The organism is Ruegeria sp. YTSC230 (assembly GCF_059609665.1).
This window is the reverse complement of sequence record NZ_JBXWMC010000009.1, coordinates 24,531-44,660: the sequence shown is the minus strand read 5'-3', so window position 1 is coordinate 44,660 and position 20,130 is coordinate 24,531. Positions and strand designations below refer to the sequence as shown.

At 55.3% G+C, this 20,130-nt stretch carries 20 protein-coding genes; 8 read left to right on the top strand and 12 right to left on the bottom strand.

Features of this window, described 5'->3' with window-relative positions; genetic code table 11:
- Window position 1 precedes the first annotated feature (1 nt).
- From AC2FD9_RS17475 to AC2FD9_RS17450, 6 genes are all read right to left on the bottom strand, one after another.
- Entirely contained in the window at window positions 2-811 is an 810-nt protein-coding gene (locus AC2FD9_RS17475) for an ABC transporter permease (RefSeq protein WP_282120977.1), read from the bottom strand.
- Between the two features lie 3 nt (window positions 812-814).
- Window positions 815-1,744 (bottom strand): ABC transporter permease, encoded by a 930-nt coding sequence (locus AC2FD9_RS17470; protein ID WP_496838104.1) that lies wholly within the window; start codon window positions 1,742-1,744, stop codon window positions 815-817.
- Window positions 1,744-2,853, bottom strand: a complete 1,110-nt coding sequence (locus AC2FD9_RS17465) for an ABC transporter ATP-binding protein (protein WP_496838103.1) — start codon at window positions 2,851-2,853, stop codon at window positions 1,744-1,746. The genes AC2FD9_RS17470 and AC2FD9_RS17465 overlap by 1 nt, the downstream gene beginning before the upstream one ends.
- A gap of 690 nt (window positions 2,854-3,543) precedes the next feature.
- A complete protein-coding gene (locus AC2FD9_RS17460) occupies window positions 3,544-4,107 on the bottom strand; it encodes a hypothetical protein (protein ID WP_496838102.1) in 564 nt (187 codons plus the stop codon).
- On the bottom strand, window positions 4,101-4,676 hold the full coding sequence (locus AC2FD9_RS17455) for a hypothetical protein (protein ID WP_496838100.1): 576 nt from the start codon (window positions 4,674-4,676) through the stop codon (window positions 4,101-4,103). Before AC2FD9_RS17455 ends, AC2FD9_RS17460 begins: the two co-directional genes overlap by 7 nt.
- A 137-nt stretch (window positions 4,677-4,813) precedes the next feature.
- Window positions 4,814-5,638, bottom strand: coding sequence for a tyrosine-protein phosphatase (locus AC2FD9_RS17450; RefSeq protein ID WP_496838099.1), 825 nt, complete (start codon window positions 5,636-5,638; stop codon window positions 4,814-4,816).
- A gap of 201 nt (window positions 5,639-5,839) precedes the next feature.
- Between AC2FD9_RS17450 and AC2FD9_RS17445 the strand changes: the two genes are divergently transcribed.
- The 3 genes from AC2FD9_RS17445 (at window position 5,840) to AC2FD9_RS17435 (ending at window position 8,074) form a co-directional block, all read left to right on the top strand.
- Window positions 5,840-6,751 carry a LysR family transcriptional regulator gene (locus AC2FD9_RS17445; RefSeq protein WP_496838098.1) on the top strand — a complete coding sequence of 304 codons (912 nt, stop codon included), beginning with the start codon at window positions 5,840-5,842 and terminating at the stop codon, window positions 6,749-6,751.
- A gap of 208 nt (window positions 6,752-6,959) precedes the next feature.
- Entirely contained in the window at window positions 6,960-7,187 is a 228-nt protein-coding gene (locus AC2FD9_RS17440; protein ID WP_282170395.1) for a hypothetical protein, read from the top strand.
- A 299-nt stretch (window positions 7,188-7,486) separates the two neighbouring features.
- Window positions 7,487-8,074 (top strand): hypothetical protein, encoded by a 588-nt coding sequence (locus AC2FD9_RS17435; protein WP_496838096.1) that lies wholly within the window; start codon window positions 7,487-7,489, stop codon window positions 8,072-8,074.
- 12 nt (window positions 8,075-8,086) lie between these two features.
- On the opposite strand, the gene AC2FD9_RS17430 is transcribed toward AC2FD9_RS17435, so the two are convergent.
- A complete protein-coding gene (locus tag AC2FD9_RS17430) occupies window positions 8,087-8,563 on the bottom strand; it encodes a TetR/AcrR family transcriptional regulator (RefSeq protein WP_496838094.1) in 477 nt (158 codons plus the stop codon).
- 95 nt (window positions 8,564-8,658) lie between these two features.
- Here AC2FD9_RS17430 and AC2FD9_RS17425 point away from each other — a divergent pair, with 95 nt between their 5' ends.
- The 3 genes from AC2FD9_RS17425 to AC2FD9_RS17415 all read left to right on the top strand — a co-directional run bounded on the left by AC2FD9_RS17425 (window position 8,659) and on the right by AC2FD9_RS17415 (window position 12,184).
- The gene (locus AC2FD9_RS17425) at window positions 8,659-9,129 is read left to right on the top strand and encodes a DUF2269 family protein (RefSeq protein WP_496838092.1); all 471 of its coding nucleotides are present in this window, start codon (window positions 8,659-8,661) and stop codon (window positions 9,127-9,129) included.
- Between the two features lie 38 nt (window positions 9,130-9,167).
- A complete protein-coding gene (locus tag AC2FD9_RS17420) occupies window positions 9,168-9,848 on the top strand; it encodes a DUF1295 domain-containing protein (protein WP_496838090.1) in 681 nt (226 codons plus the stop codon).
- A gap of 947 nt (window positions 9,849-10,795) precedes the next feature.
- Complete coding sequence (locus tag AC2FD9_RS17415) at window positions 10,796-12,184, top strand: hypothetical protein (RefSeq protein WP_496838089.1); 1,389 nt, start codon at window positions 10,796-10,798, stop codon at window positions 12,182-12,184.
- A gap of 12 nt (window positions 12,185-12,196) precedes the next feature.
- On the opposite strand, the gene AC2FD9_RS17410 is transcribed toward AC2FD9_RS17415, so the two are convergent.
- The 3 genes from AC2FD9_RS17410 to AC2FD9_RS17400 are packed head-to-tail and all read right to left on the bottom strand — an operon-like array spanning window position 12,197 to window position 14,511.
- Window positions 12,197-12,511: a hypothetical protein gene (locus AC2FD9_RS17410; protein ID WP_282170401.1), complete on the bottom strand. Its 315-nt coding sequence runs from the start codon at window positions 12,509-12,511 to the stop codon at window positions 12,197-12,199.
- A 36-nt stretch (window positions 12,512-12,547) separates the two neighbouring features.
- Window positions 12,548-12,928 (bottom strand): hypothetical protein, encoded by a 381-nt coding sequence (locus tag AC2FD9_RS17405; RefSeq protein WP_496838087.1) that lies wholly within the window; start codon window positions 12,926-12,928, stop codon window positions 12,548-12,550.
- 8 nt (window positions 12,929-12,936) lie between these two features.
- The gene (locus AC2FD9_RS17400; protein WP_496838086.1) at window positions 12,937-14,511 is read right to left on the bottom strand and encodes a hypothetical protein; all 1,575 of its coding nucleotides are present in this window, start codon (window positions 14,509-14,511) and stop codon (window positions 12,937-12,939) included.
- A gap of 604 nt (window positions 14,512-15,115) precedes the next feature.
- Between AC2FD9_RS17400 and AC2FD9_RS17395 the strand changes: the two genes are divergently transcribed.
- On the top strand, window positions 15,116-15,970 hold the full coding sequence (locus tag AC2FD9_RS17395) for a Rossmann-like and DUF2520 domain-containing protein (RefSeq protein WP_496838085.1): 855 nt from the start codon (window positions 15,116-15,118) through the stop codon (window positions 15,968-15,970).
- A gap of 107 nt (window positions 15,971-16,077) precedes the next feature.
- Here the strand turns inward: AC2FD9_RS17395 and AC2FD9_RS17390 are convergent, their stop codons facing one another.
- On the bottom strand, window positions 16,078-16,959 hold the full coding sequence (locus AC2FD9_RS17390; RefSeq protein ID WP_496838084.1) for a DMT family transporter: 882 nt from the start codon (window positions 16,957-16,959) through the stop codon (window positions 16,078-16,080).
- 116 nt (window positions 16,960-17,075) lie between these two features.
- Between AC2FD9_RS17390 and AC2FD9_RS17385 the strand changes: the two genes are divergently transcribed.
- Entirely contained in the window at window positions 17,076-18,464 is a 1,389-nt protein-coding gene (locus AC2FD9_RS17385; RefSeq protein ID WP_496838082.1) for an aminotransferase-like domain-containing protein, read from the top strand.
- A gap of 186 nt (window positions 18,465-18,650) precedes the next feature.
- On the opposite strand, the gene AC2FD9_RS17380 is transcribed toward AC2FD9_RS17385, so the two are convergent.
- Complete coding sequence (locus tag AC2FD9_RS17380; protein WP_496838081.1) at window positions 18,651-19,895, bottom strand: tetratricopeptide repeat protein; 1,245 nt, start codon at window positions 19,893-19,895, stop codon at window positions 18,651-18,653.
- Window positions 19,896-20,130 lie beyond the last annotated feature (235 nt).

The window sequence follows — 20,130 nt, the reverse complement described above, 5'->3', positions numbered from 1 at the left end:
GTTATTTTGTGTTGTCAGACTTGCTGACGAAATAGCTGATCGTGACCATGACGATGGACACACTCAGCAACATGGTCGAAATCGCCATGATATTCGGTTTGATCCCCTGCTTGACCGAGCCAAAGATCGCGGTAGGAAGCGTTTCGACGCCCGCACCCTTCACGAAATTGGTGATGATGAAATCATCCAGGCTGACGATGAACGCCAGCAGGAAGCCCGAAATGATGCCGGGCATCATCAATGGCAAAAGGATTTTGGTGAATGCCTGCCGTTTCGTGGCATAGAGATCCAGTGCCGCTTGTTCATAGCTGTCTTCGATCCCCTGCATGCGGGCTGAGATCGGCAGGTAGGCAAAGGGAATGCAGAACGCGATATGGGCCAGCAGGATCGTCAGGAGCCCGCGTTCGAAACCGATCGAATTGAAGAAGATCAAGGTCGCAACCGCCAGCACGATTTCCGGCACCATCAGCGGCAGGCTGATCAACCCGAAAGACACAGTGCGAAAACGGAACTTACCCCCGCGCACCATCCCCGTCGCCGCCAGGGTCGCGATGGTCGTTGCCGTAGTTGCCGCGATGATTGCGATGATGAAGCTGTTCTTCGCTGCCGTTTTGAACTTGCCGCTTTCTGGGCCGGTAAACACATCTGCATACCAGCGCAGCGATACACCTTCCCAGTTGGTCAGCGATTGTGAAGCGTTGAAGCTGTAGATCGTGACCACGACCAGCGGCGCATAAAGGATGACCAGACACAGCAGTGTAATACCCTTGAATCCGGGATATGACTTGATGTCGAATTGCTTGCTTGCCATTGGTCAGCCCCCCGCCTTGTCGGCTTTGGCTTGTTGCCGGGCCGAGAACATCAGAATGATCAGCACCATCGTCAGCAAGACCATCGATGCCGCCGCTCCGAACGGCCAGTTGCCAGCATTGCCCTTGAACTGTTCTTCAATCAGCGAACCGATCATGAAGTTCTTGGCGCCACCTAGCAGGTCAGGTGCAAGGAACGATCCCATCGAAGGGACAAAGACCAGAATGCAGCCCGCAAACACGCCAGGTTTGACCGCAGGAAGCAGGATCCGCCGCAGCGTCGTCCATTTCGACGCGTAAAGGTCCGCCGCTGCCTCGGACAGGGCAAAGTTGTAGCGTTCGACCGCCGCATAAATCGGCAATACCATGAAGGGCAGGTACGAATAGAACAGGCCCAGCTGCACCGCGAAGTTCGTATTCACAATGTGCAGGGGGCTGTCGATCAGGCCGGTATTCATCAGAAAATCATTGAGCGGCCCCTGATCCCGTAGCAGGAATTTCATCGACACGGTCCGGATCAGCAGGTTCACCCAATACGGGATAGTGATCAGGAATACCCAGACCGGACGCATGTTCTCGGACCGGGTCGCAATGAAATAGGCGGTTGGAAACCCGATCGCGAGGCTCAGCAGCGTCGCCGCCGCCGCCTGCCAGATCGAACGCCAGAAAATAGTGATATAGGTCCACTCAATCTTGGGGGGCTCATCCCCGAACAAGCCGCGATCAAAGAAGAATTGATCGTAGGCAGCCAGAGAGAATTCCCAGATCACACCCCCGCGGAACTCTTTCGTCAGGAAAGAGTAGATCAGCATCATGAGAACTGGGGCCAGCACCAGAATGGACAGTGTCACCCAGGCAGGCAACAACAGCCATGTACGGGCCTCTTTGTAGGTGTCTGTCGTTGCGCTGCCGCCGCTTGCTGCACCCGCCGCCATCAGTCCACCAGGAGGCGCGCGGCCCCCAGCTCCATGTTGACAAACATTTCGGCACCCGGCTCGAAGATACGCTTGTTGCCGCGATCTGAATTCGACGTACGCACGACAAAATCAGGACCCTCGTCCAGATGCACTATTGTGGTGATGTCGGTGCCGACAAAGATGTTGTCTTTGACGCGCCCGTGCAGGCCTTCGGTCTCAACCGGCTCGGCGGACATATACAGACGTTCGGGGCGGATCGACATGTGGACCTTGGACCCAACGCCAACCCCGTCGACGGCGTTGCAAGTCAACTCATGCCCACCGCCCAGATGGCAGGTTGCGCGGCCGTTATCAATACCATCGACAGAGACCTCCAAAAGGTTCGTTTCGCCGATAAAATCCGCCACGAACATGTTGTGCGGACGCTCATAGATATCGGTTGGTGTACCCAGCTGCTGCAACTCGCCTGCCGACATGACCGCGATCCTGTCAGACATTGTCAGGGCCTCTTCCTGATCGTGGGTGACAAAGATAAAGGTGATCCCGGTTTCGCGCTGCAGGTGCTTCAGCTCCAGTTGCATCGCCTTGCGCAGTTTTAGGTCCAGCGCAGATAATGGTTCATCCAGCAACAGAACCTTGGGTTGCGGTGCCAGGGCCCGGGCAAGCGCAACACGCTGCTGCTGACCACCCGACAACTGGCTGGGCTTACGTGCCGAGAACTGGGAAAGCTGCACCAGCTCCAGCATCTCACCTGATTTCTTTCGTGCCTCGGATTTCGACTTGCCCCGCATTTCCAATCCGAACGCCACGTTGTCCAGAATGGTCATATGCGGAAACAGCGCATAGTTCTGGAAAACTGTATTCACTGGGCGTTTGTTGGGCGGCAGGTTCTCGATCTCATCACCATAGAGGTAGATGGCACCTTCGGTTACGGCCTCGAAACCGGCGATCATTCGCAGCAGAGTTGTCTTGCCGCACCCGGACGGGCCAAGGAGTGTAAAGAACTCATTGTCCATGATCGACAGCGAGATCGTCTTGAGCGCCGTAAAATCGCCGTAGCGTTTTACTGCATCCCGCACGTCGATCGCGATATTTACCTTGTCAGACAATTGCGCCTCCCCGAGCATTGCGAAATTCCACTCAGGTATATACGGGCAGCGCTATCCTTCTAATAACTGACTTCCTCACCAAACATTAGGATTAGCCTAATGTTTAATTTTTGCGCTTATTAATCAGTATATTATGGTGCATCTTTGCGCTTTATTAACGCCAAGAAAACGGCGAAACGTAGTTCCTTGCTGTTTACCTACGCCTTTGGGAGGACCAGTGTGAAAAAACTGGTTGGCATTCTTAATTCCATTGAAGCTGTCACTGTGTTGTTTCTTGTTAGCGTGTTACTCTTCTTATTGGCGGAAAATTTCCCAAACCCAAGTGTAGAGTATTTCGACCAGACTGACTCGGGAGCTTCCAGATCATTTTGCATTTAGCTTAATGGACTGAACCACTGCCCCCGCTGCAAAATCATGCACTGCGACAGGTTGTGTCGCAAACTTCTAAAGCGGTCTGAGGCGGCGACTTACTAGTCGCACCTATTTTGCGATCTCGGCAAATAGCAGAAATCCAGACGTCACTGTGCTCTGGAATTACCACTTCCGGAGCATATTGGAGACCTCGATGCCTTCCAGAGTAGCCGAGGTGAAATTAAACAATTTGAACCCGCACATGTGCCGAATACGACGTATTATGAACCGATGTTCCTGTTCGATCAGGTTAGCCGTCACCTCAATTGATATCCTGGGTGCTATAGGTCCAAATTTCTAGGCCTGATAAAAACGATCAACTTTGTCTGCGCCGTTCCCTTCGAGCGCCATGCGATCAGTCAACTCGACACGTATCCGGTGATATAGGCCCTTTAGCCGGGCTTGAATAAATCGGTCCGAATTCGCGCAAGGCCAAAGCTCATCTACCATTTTGCTGAGATGTTCATCACCTAGAAGACCATCAAGAAGCAGATTCAATACATGTTCGGCGCAGACGTCTTGACCCTCAATAGTTTTCAATGTACCTAACTTCGCCTTCTCACGCTCGTTCAGGCGGTCAAAAAACAAAAGAAGAAGATCGGTTTTGTTTCCTGCAATGTGAGGGATTAACGAACGGAGTCGCCCATCGTCGGTTTCTACTGTGGATAAGGTTGGTTGAGCCAATTCCTCTCGGGCCCCAATGCGTTCCAGAGCATCCAAAATTTGCGTAGTACATTCTTTATCGTTCTTGGGACGTACCAAAAATGTTTCGCGATGTACGACGACTGGTTCAGTGAAGTCGCGATGCAGCGACAGGCACGTTGCCAGATGTCGCCATTGGATCGTCAGTTGGATTAACACAGAAGTGGTAGGGGCAATGCTGGGCTCGCTCCGAGGTCAGCTGCGAGCCCGGAAGCAACTGACACCGTAGGTTGCCGAATGTCGGCTATTGGCGAGCCGAATATCTTCTTATCGTTCCAAGACGCTTCCAGATGTTCTGGCTGACCTTCCATCCCGCGACTACTGTGCCAGGCATTTTCTTCTCGCTGCCGAACAAGCCATGCTTCGATCTGTTGAGCTGGGTTTTCGGATAGCCCATCTAACTGCTCCTGCTTCGTGCGCATATGAGCTGAACCTGCAATGAAGGACGCCAGCGTTGTGTCTTCAAGCACTGTGAATTGTTTGGGTTGATCGGTCAGCTTTTGGTCTGGCGCATCATCCCAGATAGAAACTTCAGCAATCAGGGCTGACTTCGGGCTCAGTAAGATCGGTGCACCTGGCGGGGCCAGCATGCAGCCGCCGACAATGACTGCGATATGATAAAACTTGCTGCCGCCATACAGACCAAACCGTTCGTCAATTGCCTGATTGAGGTTTCGCGTCAGCTCTTGTTCGGATGCCCGGTGAGAGAGAAATGCTACCGGCGTCATCGGCTACCACCACGCTATGCCCAAGCTTGAAGTCGTCAAGAACTTCGGGCGCATCCCGCCAATTGGTCCACGCTGCGCGCCGCGAGAAGAAATTGAGCGGCCACCCTTTGTAACTATTCCATCCGTTTGTCAGCGCCTCAGTTCTGCAAAAGCAGGTTTTGCCTAATCGACTCCACTTCTTCATTACTAATGCCGAGAATATCGCGGCGATAAGTGTCAAAAGAACCATGAGCATCCTTGACCGCCTGAAGGGAGGCTTTGATTTGTTCCGGATGCGCTCCGAAGGCCGGACGCAGCGAGCGTGGGCCCTTGCCAACCAGTTGCTCGAGCTCGTCGTAGGTGAAGGCATTGGTGGTCAGGTAGTCGCGCAAGGCATCCTCTTCGGAATAGCCTAAAGTCAACATGGTGACGGCCGCCATGTATCCCGTACGGTCCTTTCCGCCTGCGCAGTGAAATAGCATCGGAAAGTTGTTCGCATCGGTAAGCAGATGCAGGAACCGGGACACTTGCGGATCAAACTTGGTCGCAAAATCCCGGTAACGGTCAATCCTGATCTGGCGCAAGTCGACATCGTGATCCGCAAGCAACTGGTCGATCTCATCGAACTTGCCTTCAAACCACATTGGGCGGATTTGAGACGCGATCTCGATGGGCATGATCTTGGCGATGTCGGCTGGATCTGAGCCAATGGGCAGATTGACGTTGAAATCCACCGAAGGAATCTGCGCGTTTGGGTGCGTCTCCAGTTCTTCCGGGGCGCGCAAATCAACGATGGTCTCGATAGCGAGGCCATTCAGCTCGGCAATGGCGGCATCGGAAAGGCCGTCCAACTGATCCGAGCGAAAGAGCACACCGGGCTTGATCCCCGCATCTGGTGTCGTGAGTTCACGAAAATTCTCAAGCCCGTCGATCGGATGACTAACTGTCACGTCTTTGCACTCCGATGGCAGATCAATGTCCAAAGCAGTACTGCAGGCTGTTGTTTGCGCGGTCGCTGTGCCGACAGTGAATGTGCACGCAATTACCGCTGCCAAGCTCAATGGGGAGGGCGCTTTCATACCGTGTGTCCTCAATGCAGAAATCTCTTGATCAGACGCATTTTAATCAGAGGAAGGATAGATATAGAAAGTTGAAGTCCATATGATTTTCCGATGGAGTTACGAATGCCCGAGATCGAGCAGTTACGCGCTTTTGTCACCGCAGTTGAGTGTGGTTCGTTCTCTGCCGCTGCGCGAAAACTAGGCAAAGCACAATCTGCCGTCAGCGCGACGATCTCAAATCTGGAAATCGATCTGGATCTGTCGCTATTCCACAGAGATGGCTATCGCCCCGTGTTAACGGATGCCGGTGAGTCATTGCTGAAGCACGCAAGGTCGGTATTGAGCAGCATGGACATGCTCCGAGGGCAAGCCGAGGCGCTGAGCGGATCTATTGAGCCCAGGTTTTCCTTCTTTGTCGAAGATGGGTTGTTGGTGGATCGTGTTCGAAACCTGTTAATTGGCACAGCCGATAGGTTCCCAAGCTTAGAACTCCGTGTGGAGCAGCTTTCGAGGCCTTCTGTTCTCAAGGCAGTTCAATCAGGTGATGCGGACGCTGCTTTTGTATGTGAAGCACCCAAGGAGGCTCAAAGCTACAGATGCCTCGGCGTCGGGTTTCAGAGGGTCGTGCCCGTGTGTCACGCTGACCACCCGCTGGCTAAACTGGCGACCGTGGGGCGGAAAGACCTGTCGCAATACCGTCAAGCAGTGGAACCGAGTTCCGTCGCTTCAATCGCTGGAGACCGCATTTTCAGCCCGGACATTTGGATCTCAAGTACCCCGATCACCAGAAAGGCGCTTGTGATAGGTGGCTTGGGCTGGGCAGAGTTGCCGGTCGTTTCGGTGGAGCGAGAAATCTTAGGCGGCGAGTTAAAGGTTTTGGAGTACGAATTCGCACAGAACGCGATCCTGAGGACGGTGGATTTCCTCACAATAAACGCGACTGACCAAGGGCCTGTGATGAGGTGGTTGACGAGTGAAATCACAACCTGGGATCAGCGCGCCTGGATTGGCGATCATCAGGTTGGCAGGCGTTAGCATAGCCGACATTCGGGCAAACGCAGCGAATTCACTGTTTGTCGGCTTAAAAAACACTGTCTTATAAGCCAAAAATACGGCGATCATTACGGTTGGCCAGTAATCAAAAAGTTCTGAGAGCCACCTTGAGCACCGCATCATGCAAGGGTGGATTTACTTTGGAAGGTGATGCACTCTGGAAACCCACGCCCGGGTAGGAGTAACCAGAATGCCCCAATACAACGATTTGTTCGAACTCTCAGTCGAGGACATCGATCTGATTGAAGTATCCCTGCGGCGCGCACTAACCTCATTGTCGGTTGGAGCCCCTGGTGAAAGCGAAGACGAAAAGAAAGAACGGAATGACAGCTTGCACCGAATTCAGGATCTGCTTGGGCGGCTGCACGATCAGAAGATATTCTATCGGCCTAAGTCGGGTGTGTATGTCGGCGGTTGACTAGTAGTCCAAACAGATCTGACTGGCTAACGCGAGCTGGGCAATCCAAGGGTTCGGAACCCGTCCGCGCAGGCAGGCCACGCGTCGATCTGACAACATCCGCTGTGAGCCCATCATATTGACTGATGCACTTAGCCCGAAGCGTCGCAATGTGTTAGAAACGGACCTTTAGCTCGCACGTAAATTCGATCTGGCAATTCTATTAATTTCCTTAATAGTCCAATTGGACTAAAAAAATTTACACGGCCTTCCGATGACCGTATTCGACCTCCGGAAACCATCTTTCGGAAGGTCACATCATGACAATTAATTGGGAATTACCCGCATTCCGTCCCGGCATCTGGGGTGCAATCGACAAGTTCATTGGCCCCGGTGCCACCAAGGCCGAAAAAAACATTCAACTCTATCCACCGTTTCTGTTCGCGGCTGGCGTTGTTGGTGTCGGGCTCTATGCACAGTTCGACTGGTCGATCTGGCAGTTTGTGATCATCGCGCTTCTGGCCGTGGACATGGTCGGTGGGGTGATCACAAACGCGACTTCAGCAGCAAAGCGCTGGTTCTTCCGCGAGGGTGAGGGCTTCAAGCAGCACATGAATTTCATTGCGATTCACTTGCTTCAGATCGTGGTCTTCAGCTGGGCTTTTCAGGGTTTTGACGTATTGTGGGTCGCCGGGGTGTATGGGATGCTAGTGGCATCCAGTGTCATCATCCTCAAATCGCCGCTTTATCTGCGACGCCCGGTGGCAGCGACACTTTACGCGGCCGCTCTGCTTTTGTCGCTTTATGTGTTTGACAGCCCACCCTATCTAGAATGGTTCCTGCCGATCCTGTTCTTCAAGATCCTGGTTAGCCATGTGCTGCGCGAGGAGCCTTACCAGCCGGAATAGGTATGTGTGTCGTTACCGCCCGGACATGTAGTCCAGCATCAAAACACCGAACAAGCGTGCCAAGGCATCTTCGGCTCGCTTTTCTCCGACAATGCGCGCGGCCACTGTGCGATAGGCATCCATGGCGACCAGCATAGCCTCGTCCCCGGCAATCTCGGCTGGGTTTTTGCCGCGCAGATACTCGAAGGTCAGTGCCATCTCCGTAGCAAAGTCCCGACGTAGGACATCTGTCAGGCGCGCCAGGTTTTCTTCCTCGGAAAGGTCCGGGTCGACAATATCCGTATCAAACGCAGCCATAACCTGTTTGGTGCAGGCCAGGAACAGGTCTTCCTTGGTCGGAAAGTAGTGATAAAGCGCGCTTTTCGAAACACCCAGATAGGCCGCAACCTTGCGCATGCTGGTCCCGGCATAACCGTGATCCGAGAAGTATTTGGCCGCCCGTTGCGCCAGATCCTGGCTGTGGGCGTCATGATCAACAATTTTCGGCATTTTTTCGTCCATGTGGTCCAATTACGATTGACACGGATTGAAGTTGGGGTCCATAAATATTAAATAGTCCAATTGGTCTAAAAAAGATGAGCGCCATGCCAGATATTTTCCTTTCCTGGAAACTGACCCATTTGCTTGCCGCACTCATCACGGTGGGGGCGACCATCATCAACGGCGTGATCCACGCCCATGCCCGCGCCGCGACCCAGGTAGAGGCAGCCGCCCTTTTACGGGTTGTGACGCGGATCAACAGGATCTTCATGGGGCCATCGCTTCTCATCATCCCGGCATCAGGCCTGTGGATGATGCTGCTGCTGAGTTATGACTGGTGGACCGGTTGGCTTGTGGTCTCAATTGCCCTCTGGCTCGCTCTGCTTCTGGCATTTCTGATCGGAGACCGGATTGAACGACAACTGCATGACACAGCGGTCGACGCCACCCACAAGGGCGTTTCGGTGCTGTCCGAGAGCTATGAAACCACGTTCAAGAAAGCCTCACCGATCGGTGGCGCCGCATTCATCATGAGCATCACCAGGCTTGTTTTGATGGTGTTCAAACCGTTCTAAGACGCGCCCATGATTGCTACGAGACTAGGGATAGATTGATGACAACCAAATACGGCGGCGTGGACCGCGCACATGATCGCTCGTTCGGGATCAAACTGATCTTTGCGCTTCTGCACAGCACCATTGTGGTGGTCTGCCTCTGGTTGGCTTTCGGGGGTTTCGAATGGGCCGATCCTACCCGAGGCAAACTGCTGGCAGGGGCGGCAGTACTCTATTGGTTGCGCCACATGATAACCCTGTTCGTACTGCTGCAGCGCAAGGTCGAACTGTCCGAAGGGTTGGGGCTGACCGTCTTCATCGCTATCTTCGAAATCGGCTTCTTGCTACTCGGTGCTGGCTTTCTTTCCGGCCAAGCCGCACCGTTTGGTCCATGGGATTGGATCGGGATCGCGCTACTTCTGTTCGGCTCATATCTGAACACAGGCTCCGAACTGCAACGCCGTGCGTGGAAGAAGCTACCGGGCTCCAAGGGGCGGTGTTACACAGATGGCCTCTTCGCCTATTCAATGCACATCAACTATCTGGGCGACAGCATCCTGTTCACCGGCTGGGCGATCCTGACGGCCTCAATCTGGGCGTTCTCAATCCCGGCGCTGATGACCTATCTGTTCATCTTTTATCATATCCCGCCACTCGACGAGTATCTGGCGGATCGCTATGGCAAGGAATTCAATGCCTATGCCGGAAAAACCGCGAAATTCGTGCCGTTCCTCTATTAAGTGGGCGGTTGGCGCAAGTACCTGAAAAAGGGAAATAAAGACAGCAAACGGATTGGACGCATGGTCGACGGCACTGGCAACCTAACGAGCATGTTCGTTGGCTAAAACGACCGATATTGACAGTCCGAACGGAAAGCGGCCCTTGATACAGTCGCAGCCAAAGGTCACTCTGTCCCGCGTCACCGCAATCTGTGTTCCACTTAGGGAAGATCCGGTTTGCGTGGTTCGCGACATGCAGCATGAGCGAAAAATCGAATTGTGATCAACGGTTGGTAACGGGTTTCTTTGCGCTGAGGCGCGTCGCAGAGAATGTCAGCAGAGAGCCCATTTCGACCAATGCCGCGCATCGCATCAATGTCCGCTCTTCGGGCTGCGGCCAAAAATGTGAAAAAAACCAAAAGGGGGTGCCAAGGGTTTGTGGCACAAGGTTTTGCAGGGCTTTCAGGATACAGCCCGACAATGCTTAAAAACGGCCGTTTTTTGACATGGGGGTCATGACCTAGGGACTTTGACACTTCAGCACCCGATGTTGCTGAACTGTGTCATCTTGCGTCGCATGTTGTTGTTGCTCGCATGCGATCAAGATGGAAAATTATGCTTATGGCTGCGCGTGCCATTCTTGCGAAGGCAAGTGGTATCGGCTTCACCGGTGGAAACACCCGATTTTGACAAGGGCGCTGAGATCTAGGGTTATTGAAGCTGCCGCTAATCCACCAGCCAAACCTGATCGCTCTGCACTATCAGACTCCGTAGGAACGTAGAGCGCGTACTGTCTGGTAAGAGGGATTGTCTGAACAGTTATTCTCTAAGCCAGGCAAGAGATTCAATCTATCATCCCCCAGAACCGTGTCTGATTAACAATCTGGGCGTGGAATAGGGCGTTAATAATTTCTATGACTTAGCGAAATCGTGTATTCTATCTTTAGCTGCCGTAAGGATGCGGGCCGATGCGCTTCATATCTAATCTCCGGCGCGACACGCTCAAGGCGTTCGCCGAGGCCGGCGCCGAGGCGCATGGCTATCTCCTTTCGAGCCACCGGATCACGCCAGCGGCACTTCAGGACGCGGCGGAGGTCCGCGCCATGGGCCTGCCACTCTTTGCCGACAATGGCACGATCGAACTGATTGGCGAGGTCACCGCCGGATTCGGGGACGAGGCGGCGCTTGTTCGCGATGAGGTCAAGGAGATCCGGCGGACGGTCGGGCGCATCCCGCGCGGGCGCGATGTCCCCGATGCCCTCCGCGACCGGGCTTCGGCGCTCGCCGACTCGGTGATCGATGCGGCCGAGGCGCAATCCGAGATGCGCGACCACGACGCGCTGCTGGCGGCGCAGCTTTCCATGGATCCGACCGACCTCATCGCCAATGAGGATTTCGGGACGGCTTGCCTGATGGCGCTCGGTATCGAGCGCGAAATCACGAGGTGGAGTGTCGACCGATATCGGACGCTTGCCCGGCGAAGCATTCGGCTCTGGCGGCGGGTCGCGGAGGATCCGGCCGTGGCGGGGCGCCTCATCTATGCGGTGCTCGGCGCGGTCGATTACAACACCGCGCGCGCGGCTGGGCAGGAGGCGATGGGGGCGGGCGTTAGGAATGTCGCGCTCAGCGTGGCGAGCTTTGCAAGTGACCCGACAGCCACGGATTTCTACGTCATGGGGACGGCAAGCCTGAAGCTCGCTCGCCCGGCGCCACGGCGTTATGTGCGCCTTGCCCAGGTCGTGCGCGGTCTCTCGGACGGGGCGAGAGATGCCGGCGGCGCGTTCGACCGGCTCCACTGCCTCGGCCTCGGCGCGCCGCCGCTGCTGCCGGTCGCGGCGCTCGGCCTTGCGCCCGAAACGGAACTAACCACCGACGCGACGAGCCCGATCCACGCGGCGGTTAAAGATCGCGTCCTCTATGACCCGGAGGCGCGGGGCGATCGGGCGACGACGATCGAGATCGTGGAGCGGATCATGGCCGGCGGCGACTGGCCGTTCGTCAGCCCATTCGCGAGCAAGTTCAGGGAGGAGTTCGGGTACCGGCCCGAGGATGCGCGGCGCTGGTGGTCTGACAATGGCGAGCCGCCGGTCGACAACACGTTGCTTTCCACACCGAGCGACCTGACCGAAGCGCTGCCGCTGTTCGCCGAGGCCGACCCGGACATCCAGCCCATTGCACGCGAAACGCGCATTGCCCACAATCACTGGGTCATCGGCATGCTCGCAGCGCAGCGCAGCCAGCCGGACCGGCACAAGGCGGCAAGCGAGATCATTGAGGGATGGCTCGCCGGCCCTTCTACCGTTACCGCTCGTGGCCTCGCTGTCGCGAAGGAAATCTTGTCGCGCCCGGCACTTTAAGTGTCGTTGAAATCAGGCGAGCTTGAACGCCTTGGCCTCATGCTCGCAGTTTTCCAGCGCTTCCTGGTGTTCGTAGAGCTTCTCGCGCAGCGCATCGATAGTTCTCTCAAGCGGCTCCATCTTCCAGAACCGATGCTGCTGAAGCTTTCCGCGCGCCTCGGCGCATTCGGGCGGGGTCTCGAATTCGATGACCGGGCAGGCCTCATGAACCTCGTGCTTCAGATCGAGCTCTTCCATATGGAAGTCCCACCAAAGGCCGGAATGGAACCCGATCCATTTCTCGTAGATCTCCACACGCAGGTGCTCGAGTTGGCATGTATCTGACATGGCTATCCCTCTCATAGTGACCGCTGCCAGGGCCGCTCAGACTTCCTTGTTCTCGTGTTCGCATTCACTCAGTCGATCCCTGAACCGGTCGCGCATGTCGTTGGCCTTAATCCAAAGCATCGTCTTTTTGTACATGTCGACCATCCTGAACCAGCGATAGGCCTGGATCGCGTCGAAGCACTCCCGGTTCAGCTCGCGTCTCGACCCGCGCCGGAGCGGGTCTTCGACCAGATATCCGCCACCGGAACTCGACGGAAACAGATGGCCGAGCTTCGGGATGCCGACATGCTCGCAAGCGCCGGGGATGTCTTCCAGAAGATCCTGCAGATGTTCATCGCCCTTCTTCATCTCGTCGTGGTAGTGCTCGACAAGCTTGTCAGCGAGTTCGACGAGATGTTTCTCCAGTTCACAGGACATGGTCGGCCTCAATTTCTAACGAAGGGCGGATAGATGAGGTCGGCCGCGCCGAGGGCGATCGGCTCCTGCTCGTCCTGCGGGCGGTGCGGGCCGATCGACCAGATCATGTTGGCGTTGCTGCGCCAGACCTCGTACCAGGGTTCAGCCGCGCGCAAAAAGGCGATCCGCCAATTCTCCTTGGCGAGCTCGGCAAGGGCGAGCCGGTCGATTTCGACGGCCGGTTCATCCTCATTGAGGCTAGAGCTTGACTGGATCGTACCGTTCAACCGGACATAGGCGCCCTCCGTCAGCCCGGCATGGGGCAGGTGCGCGAAGAGGATCACGGCCGGAAAGGTCGTGCCATTCGACGGATCGATCAGCACAACGCGGCTCACGCGGGATTTGCCCGGCGGGTTGAGCACTTCGATCGTATTGACGAAGCCCTCGACCTCAACAAATTCGCCATCCGGCCGGTCTGACAGGGCATTGAGCGCAATGTTCTTGCCGTCGGGAAGATCGCCGTCAAAGGCGGTGCTCGATGCCCTTTCGACAAGCTCCGCGACCGTTTCGGCGCGGAAACCGGACGCGATCTCCTGCATGATGCGTGCGGCGGCGACATGGCTGCCAATCGCTTCCCGGGTTAGGCCACCGGCGCGCGCAGCCTGACGACCGAGCGTTTCCGATTCGGAGTTGCGGCCGAGGCTCTGAAGTTCCACAATGGAGTAGCGAAGTATGGCTTGCGACCTCAGGAAAGCGGGAAGCGCGCGCTCGGATTCAACGACAATGTTCAGCGCCGCCTGGGCCGCCTCGTCGAGCGCATTGCGGGCGCATGCGACGAAAAGCTCCATCTGGAGGCCGCGCAGTTGTTTGGCGAAGCGGTCAATCAAGCGATTAGCCGCTGGAAGATAATCGGTTGCGACGAAAGCGCTGATCACCGTGTCACTCCGTTCGGTCAGGTTGAAGCCGGCATGCGCCACGGCGACAAGGCCGCGCGACAGACCGGTGAGGATCATCGCGTCCCCCTCAACCAGTGTCTGCATGGCCTTTTGGCGAAGCCCGACTATTTCATCGAGGAGCGGGCCGCCGGTCTCCTGATCCAGGAGGGCACTCGTTTCCTCGAACGTACTGGTGTGGATCTGCTCCAGTTCGGAGCGAATATCGTCGAACTCGCCGCTGAGGTCGGCGAAGTGCGGGTCCGCCTCGATCTCGGCCATTAGGGCATCGATACCGGCCAAGGGATCGATCTCTTCGCCGGCGGCCTGAAGCTCGGCAATCAACTCGGCCCGGCTCCTATCGTTGAAAGACTCCTTGAGGGCCGCGTCGGTGAAATCGTCGCTGAGCTGCTGCAGGGCCAGCGAGCGCCGTAGTGTGGCTGTGTGGTCCTGATGCAGTAGCAGCGCCGCATGGGCCAGACCCAGGCACCGCCAGCCGGAATCGAGCACGACGTTCCAGTCGGCGTCGATCCCCTTTAACCTGAGTTCGACGAGTGCTTCGAATACCGGGAGATAGAGGCTAGGCGAAAGATAAGAGGGAATGGGATCGAGGCGGGTCAGTTGCAGGATCTCTTCCGCTGAGGGAGGAGAATGTTTGTCCACTGGCCGCATTTTCTGTCTCCGTGTTCGCCGTTCCTGGAACGGCCAATCTTCAGACTTTGCCTTGCTTGATCAGACCGCCGCCTGAGTTCCAGAGCGAGGTAGCAACACCGTCTCTGGATTTGATATCCTGACATCGCAAAACAAGAATGCAGTGTTGCGATGTCAGGATATACCCATCTCGCCGGAATATCACTCTGAGACTCGAAGGTCACAGTGTTCGGGCAAAATATTGCCCGTCGCGTAGCCAGCGGCGAGCCGGCGTACGGTCCGGTCAGGTGACGAACAAGGAGTCGCAGTTCAGGTATCGCTCATACGAAATTATCCGACCATCTCAGCAATTTCTTGAGCCTCATGAGGTTGTGCCCGAGGACTCTGGCCAGGGAAAAAAGACCGTTTTTGTCCGCTGACTTTGAGTTCGACCGGCCCCCGTTTTCGCGCTCGCGGCGAATGTCTCCTCTGACGGGTCGCGTCGCAGCGAAGGTGACCAAGGTCGAACGGCAGGAATGGGCCGCTCCGATTGATTGTTGCCTTGGATAAACTGGTGTTGATGAATTGGTCTGTCGCTTAGCATGTTCCCTAAGGAAGCAAGAGCGTATAGGTCGGAGGCCATTGAATGGCAAAAATCAGAGTAAATATTGTTGGTGCCGGTCGCGTGGGGCAAACCATCCTCGGCCTTTTGCGACACTCATCCAAGTATTCGGTTCAGGACATACTGAGTTCTCGATTTAGATCAGCCCAAATTGCGGGAATGGGCAGAGCGGTGGAGAAATATGCAGACTTAGCGCCGGCCGACCTGTGGATTTTGGCGGTGCCGGATTCTCAGATTTCAATTGCAGCAACCGAACTCGCAAAAGTTGTTGGTCAACACGATTTCAATGAACCGCCTCCAGTTGCGTTTCACTGCAGTGGTTTTTTCCCGGCAGGCGAAATGGCGCCGCTTCAGAAGCTAGCCTGGCGACTGGCCAGCGTGCATCCGGTACTTACGTTCGCAGAGCCGGCAACCGCGATCCAGCAATTCAAGGGAACACTTTGTGGCATTGAGGGCGAAGTTTCTGCCTTGGATTTTATCAAAGACTTTCTGACCGAGATTGGTGGAATCCCATTTCATATCAATTCCGATAGCAAAAGCCTCTATCATGCGGCCGCCGTGATTTCGAATAACTTCACTGTGGTTTTGCAGGCGATCGCGCGTGAAGCCTGGGCTACCGCGGGAGTGCCTGATGACATTGCAAAGCAACTGAACACCACGCTGCTTCATGCCACCTGTGAGAATGTTGCCGCCTATGGACCACTGGGAGCGCTTACGGGACCCGCATCACGAGGCGACACCTTTGTCGTCTCGCAACAAGCGAAAGATGTAGCCGCTTGGCACCCTGCTGCAGGAATTATCTACAAAGAGCTGAGCTTGCTCGCTCAGAAATTGAAGGCCGACGGTAAGACACAGGATTGGTTGGGTCCCGAAGCGTAGCCTGACCTAAAATTCAACTGAGGTTGTGCGAATTCTTGGAGCCTCTTATCTCGCGCTTGCGGCGAACGGCAGGTTCGATGGGTGCACTGGGATATCTTAATCTTGGATCATGAGTCCGGAATCGGCCGCCAGGCGAAACGCTTTGCCCCGGCTACGCAAATCACCACTAAGATCGTTACCCCGATCATGGACGGCGCAACGGGCTCCGCGAGCAAAAGAGCCGCGAGGATCAGGCCGAAGAACGGCTGGAGAAGTTGAAGCTGTCCGACACCTGCTGTGCCGCCTAGTGCTAAACCGCGATACCAGAAGATAAAACCGACCAGCATCGAAAAGATAGAGACGTAGCCTAGACTGAGCCAGACCGGCAGGGTCAGCCCGTTTGATGTAGGGGGCCATGTCAAAATCGCGAAAGCCGCCATAAAAGGTAAGGATAGGACCAGCGCCCAGGAAATCACCTGCCATCCACCCAAGCGACGCGATATCTGTGCACCCTCCGCATAGCCCAACCCGCAAGCGAGGACGGCAGCGACCATGAAGAGGTCCCCGACGAGTGATACTTCAGCGCTTTGGCTGAGGGCGAAGCCGACGACGGCCGAGCTGCCAAGGATCGAGAATACCCAGAACAACGCGGTCGGGCGTTCTCCGCCGCGCAGAACGCCGAATGTCGCGGTGGCTAGCGGCAGGAGGCCAATGAAAACGATGGAATGTGCAGCGGAGATGTGCTGTAGCGCCAGCGCTGTTAAAAGCGGAAAGCCGATCACTACACCCAAGGCTACAACCACAAGAGAAAACAGGTTCTCACGCGAAGGTAGCTTTTCTTTGAAAAAGGCCAGCAGGGAAAGCGCAAGTACAGCCGCAAGAACCGCTCGGGCGGATGTCAGGAAGAACGGGTCTAGGCCACTGACCGCCACCCTCGTTGCGGGAAGTGACCCACTGAAGATCAATACACCGAGCAGTCCGCTGCCCCAACCAGAAAACGAGGAGTTCATAAATTAACGGTCCTTTTTGAACCTTGTAGCTGGAGTGGCGCGACAAACGCAGGTACAAAGCAATACAATTGGAAAAAACTGTACTGCTGTATGGCCCCATACAGAGGAGATCGAGTATGGCCGTTGCGACCCGTAGAGCTCTTGTGATGGAACATATCACGCGTCTTATTCGATCGCGGGCACTTGGTGCGGGTGACAAACTTCCCTCAGTCCGGGGCCTTGCGACTCGCTTGGGCGTGTCACCTTCGACAGTGGTAGAGGCCTATGATGTCTTGGCCGCTGAAGGAGTTATCTTTGCTCGTCGCGGCTCAGGTTTTTTTGTGTCAGACCGCGTACAACCGTTCGAGGTTTCGCAAACTGGACCGCTGCTTGAGCGCGAGATTGATCCGCTTTGGGTCGCGCGACAATCGATAGACGCCAGCCAGGACATGGCAAAGCCTGGATGTGGCTGGATGCCTGCCGATTGGATGCCTGTCGAGTCGCTACGGCGAGCAATGCGCCGTGTGGCACGTGGAGGCGACAATGTGCTTACAGATTACAGCTGTGCACAGGGTCATTCCGGTCTGCGCCAGCATGTGGCTCGAATGCTGTGCGACCAGAACATAGAGGTAGATCCCAATACCGTTTTGCTCACCAATTCTGGATCGCAGGCGCTGGACTTGATTTGCAGATTGCTACTCAAGCCTGGCGATACTGTGTTGGTGGATGATCCATGTTATTTCAACTTTCAGGCCCTTCTGAGAGCACACCAGATTACCATTGTCAGTGTCCCCTACACGCCTAACGGCCCCGACCTTGCCCAATTTGAAAACGTGCTTAGGAAAGAGCGGCCGCGGCTCTATCTGACCAATTCGGCATTGCACAACCCAACAGGTGTGACACTAACTGCGGCGACTGCGCATCGTGTACTGACTCTGGCCGAAGCGTATGAGTTGCAAATCGTGGAAGATGCCATTTTCTCTGAGTTCGAACCTGATCTTTCGCCAAGACTGGCTTCCCTGGATGGGCTTAACCGCGTTCTCACTATTGGAAGCTTTTCCAAAACCCTGTCGGCATCGTTGCGATGTGGATTTATTGCAGCGCGTCCTGACTGGATTGTCTCCCTGACCGAACTTCAGGTTGCGATCAGCTTCGGAGGTCCAAGCCCTATGGTGACAGAATTGCTACATTCGGCGCTCACTGACGGTAGCTATCGCAAACACATGGAGGCGCTCAGGGCTAAACTGGATCGCGCCCGTACCCGCGCAACCGACGAGTTAGAAGCGTTAGGCATTAGGCCTTTTGTGAAACCCAGAGGTGGATTTTATCTTTGGTGCGAGCTGCCAGACGGACAGGATGCTGCAGCGATAGCGCGAAAAGCTCTCAAGAAAGGTGTCGTTCTGGCGCCCGGAAATGTCTTTAGCCCAACTCAATCCAAGAACTCGTTTCTACGTTTCAACGTAAGCCAGATGACCAGAAAGACCCATGCGGAACTACTTCGCGATCTGATGAGTGAGGCACAATAGGACTGCCTACTTCTAGAAAAGGTAATAATCTTCCCCTCAAAGTGAAAGTCCGGTTAGGGCCGTCTGCGAACTCCAGCGGCAATGAGGCAGTGAGCTATAACGCTTCCTAGCTGGAAACGATGTTTGGTTAAACAACCACCGTGGCCAGTTCGTACTGGAATGGCTCCGATAGCCAAGACACGAGCTTCATTCGTTAACTTTTGGCTTCCAATTGGCTTGTTTCATAGCTTCACCTAATTCCACTCCGTATGCCCGGTCCGCGAACAGTCTCTGAAATAAAATATCCACCCGACTGTCAGGCCACTCACGCGAGAGTTTATCCGCCAAGGCCTGAGCTTCACTTTCGTTACCCAGCATCTGGTGAGCCGCCAAAAGATAAGCCACAGACACAGGGCCGACGGGGCCGCCCTTTTCGGTCACCTGCTCAAAGGCGGAAACGGCACCTTCGAAATCCTTCAGGTGAAACTTTGCAGACCCCATCGCGTTCTGAAACACATAACCCCGGTCCAAATCTATTTTCGACAGCGCATCTTCGCTGATCATCACGACTTCTTCGAACTCACCTGCGTACAACAAGATCAGTGAGACGAACTCCAGCACATGCACGTCGTTTGGTGCTAAACGCTGTGCCCTGTACGAGAACTCCGTAGCTTCAGGCCAATTTCCCTTGGTAAATTCGACCCAGGCCTTTGCAGATTGGCTCCACCCCGTTTCGGGTGCCAATTCAATGGCCCTGCTGGCCTGTGTGTCCGCGTAACGCAGCATGTCCCCGGTCGGATCGGCGTCCGGTGAAACCAACGCTATCATTGCTGCAACCTGCGCGGCTCCTGCGTGGCCTCCGAAATAGCTGTCGTCGTTTTCGATTGCCCCTTTGAATATTGTCAGGGCTCCGTTCAGCCGCGCGGGCTCCAACGCCGGAAAAATCAAATCGCGGCCTGAGTTGGCCAGGTTGACGGCCTGAAGCCGCATGGGGGATGCATCAAAAATGGCGCTGCGCTCATCTTGGCTCAGGCCATCGACTGGCAGGTTGACTGGAACCCCACGATTTGTCGACATTAACGCAATTGCAGCAGCAACACAGATAAAAATGAAAACCCCTGTAATCCCAACGAACGGGCGAAGCCAAGTGTGCCTCTTAGTTTCCCTCTCGGAAACTTCAGGCTGATCCGTCCCGGGCGACCTAATCGAGATCTCAGGTGCGTATCCGCCTTTTGGCAGATCGAAAACAGTGATTTCATCGCGGCCATCTTCGACATAATAGTCGGCCAGCTTGCGACGCAGGCGACCGGCATCCACCCGCACCACATTTTCTCGACGCGCCATCTCGGACATGGTCCCGCCGTAGACGTCCATGGCGATGGTTTTGGCACGGATGTCATTAGCGCGGCCATTAAGCGATTCCTCGACCACATAGACAAGAAAGTCCTGCAATCGCTGTGAACTTGCGAAAGTCGAGGATCTGACAAGTCGTTGAAGTGCGGCCCGCACATCCTCAGCGTCAGGCGCAATGCCCTCATTCAGAGGAGGTGACTTGTCTCTAAATACTTCCATATTTTCAGCGAGTTACATCCATGACTACACCGTATTATGCCCCGATATACCTATTGTTAAAAGTGAATTCGTCCAACACTCCAGTATATCTGCTGATCTATCGAACGAGACATCG

Coding starts and splice junctions, on each gene's coding strand:
- AC2FD9_RS17475 (WP_282120977.1), bottom strand. CDS start 811: ATGGCAAGCAAGCAATTCGACATCAAGTCATATCCCGGATTCAAGGGT.
- AC2FD9_RS17470 (WP_496838104.1), bottom strand. CDS start 1,744: ATGGCGGCGGGTGCAGCAAGCGGCGGCAGCGCAACGACAGACACCTAC.
- AC2FD9_RS17465 (WP_496838103.1), bottom strand. CDS start 2,853: ATGCTCGGGGAGGCGCAATTGTCTGACAAGGTAAATATCGCGATCGAC.
- AC2FD9_RS17455 (WP_496838100.1), bottom strand. CDS start 4,676: ATGACGCCGGTAGCATTTCTCTCTCACCGGGCATCCGAACAAGAGCTG.
- AC2FD9_RS17445 (WP_496838098.1), top strand. CDS start 5,840: ATGCCCGAGATCGAGCAGTTACGCGCTTTTGTCACCGCAGTTGAGTGT.
- AC2FD9_RS17440 (WP_282170395.1), top strand. CDS start 6,960: ATGCCCCAATACAACGATTTGTTCGAACTCTCAGTCGAGGACATCGAT.
- AC2FD9_RS17435 (WP_496838096.1), top strand. CDS start 7,487: ATGACAATTAATTGGGAATTACCCGCATTCCGTCCCGGCATCTGGGGT.
- AC2FD9_RS17430 (WP_496838094.1), bottom strand. CDS start 8,563: ATGCCGAAAATTGTTGATCATGACGCCCACAGCCAGGATCTGGCGCAA.
- AC2FD9_RS17425 (WP_496838092.1), top strand. CDS start 8,659: ATGCCAGATATTTTCCTTTCCTGGAAACTGACCCATTTGCTTGCCGCA.
- AC2FD9_RS17420 (WP_496838090.1), top strand. CDS start 9,168: ATGACAACCAAATACGGCGGCGTGGACCGCGCACATGATCGCTCGTTC.
- AC2FD9_RS17415 (WP_496838089.1), top strand. CDS start 10,796: ATGCGCTTCATATCTAATCTCCGGCGCGACACGCTCAAGGCGTTCGCC.
- AC2FD9_RS17410 (WP_282170401.1), bottom strand. CDS start 12,511: ATGTCAGATACATGCCAACTCGAGCACCTGCGTGTGGAGATCTACGAG.
- AC2FD9_RS17405 (WP_496838087.1), bottom strand. CDS start 12,928: ATGTCCTGTGAACTGGAGAAACATCTCGTCGAACTCGCTGACAAGCTT.
- AC2FD9_RS17400 (WP_496838086.1), bottom strand. CDS start 14,511: ATGCGGCCAGTGGACAAACATTCTCCTCCCTCAGCGGAAGAGATCCTG.
- AC2FD9_RS17395 (WP_496838085.1), top strand. CDS start 15,116: ATGGCAAAAATCAGAGTAAATATTGTTGGTGCCGGTCGCGTGGGGCAA.
- AC2FD9_RS17390 (WP_496838084.1), bottom strand. CDS start 16,959: ATGAACTCCTCGTTTTCTGGTTGGGGCAGCGGACTGCTCGGTGTATTG.
- AC2FD9_RS17385 (WP_496838082.1), top strand. CDS start 17,076: ATGGCCGTTGCGACCCGTAGAGCTCTTGTGATGGAACATATCACGCGT.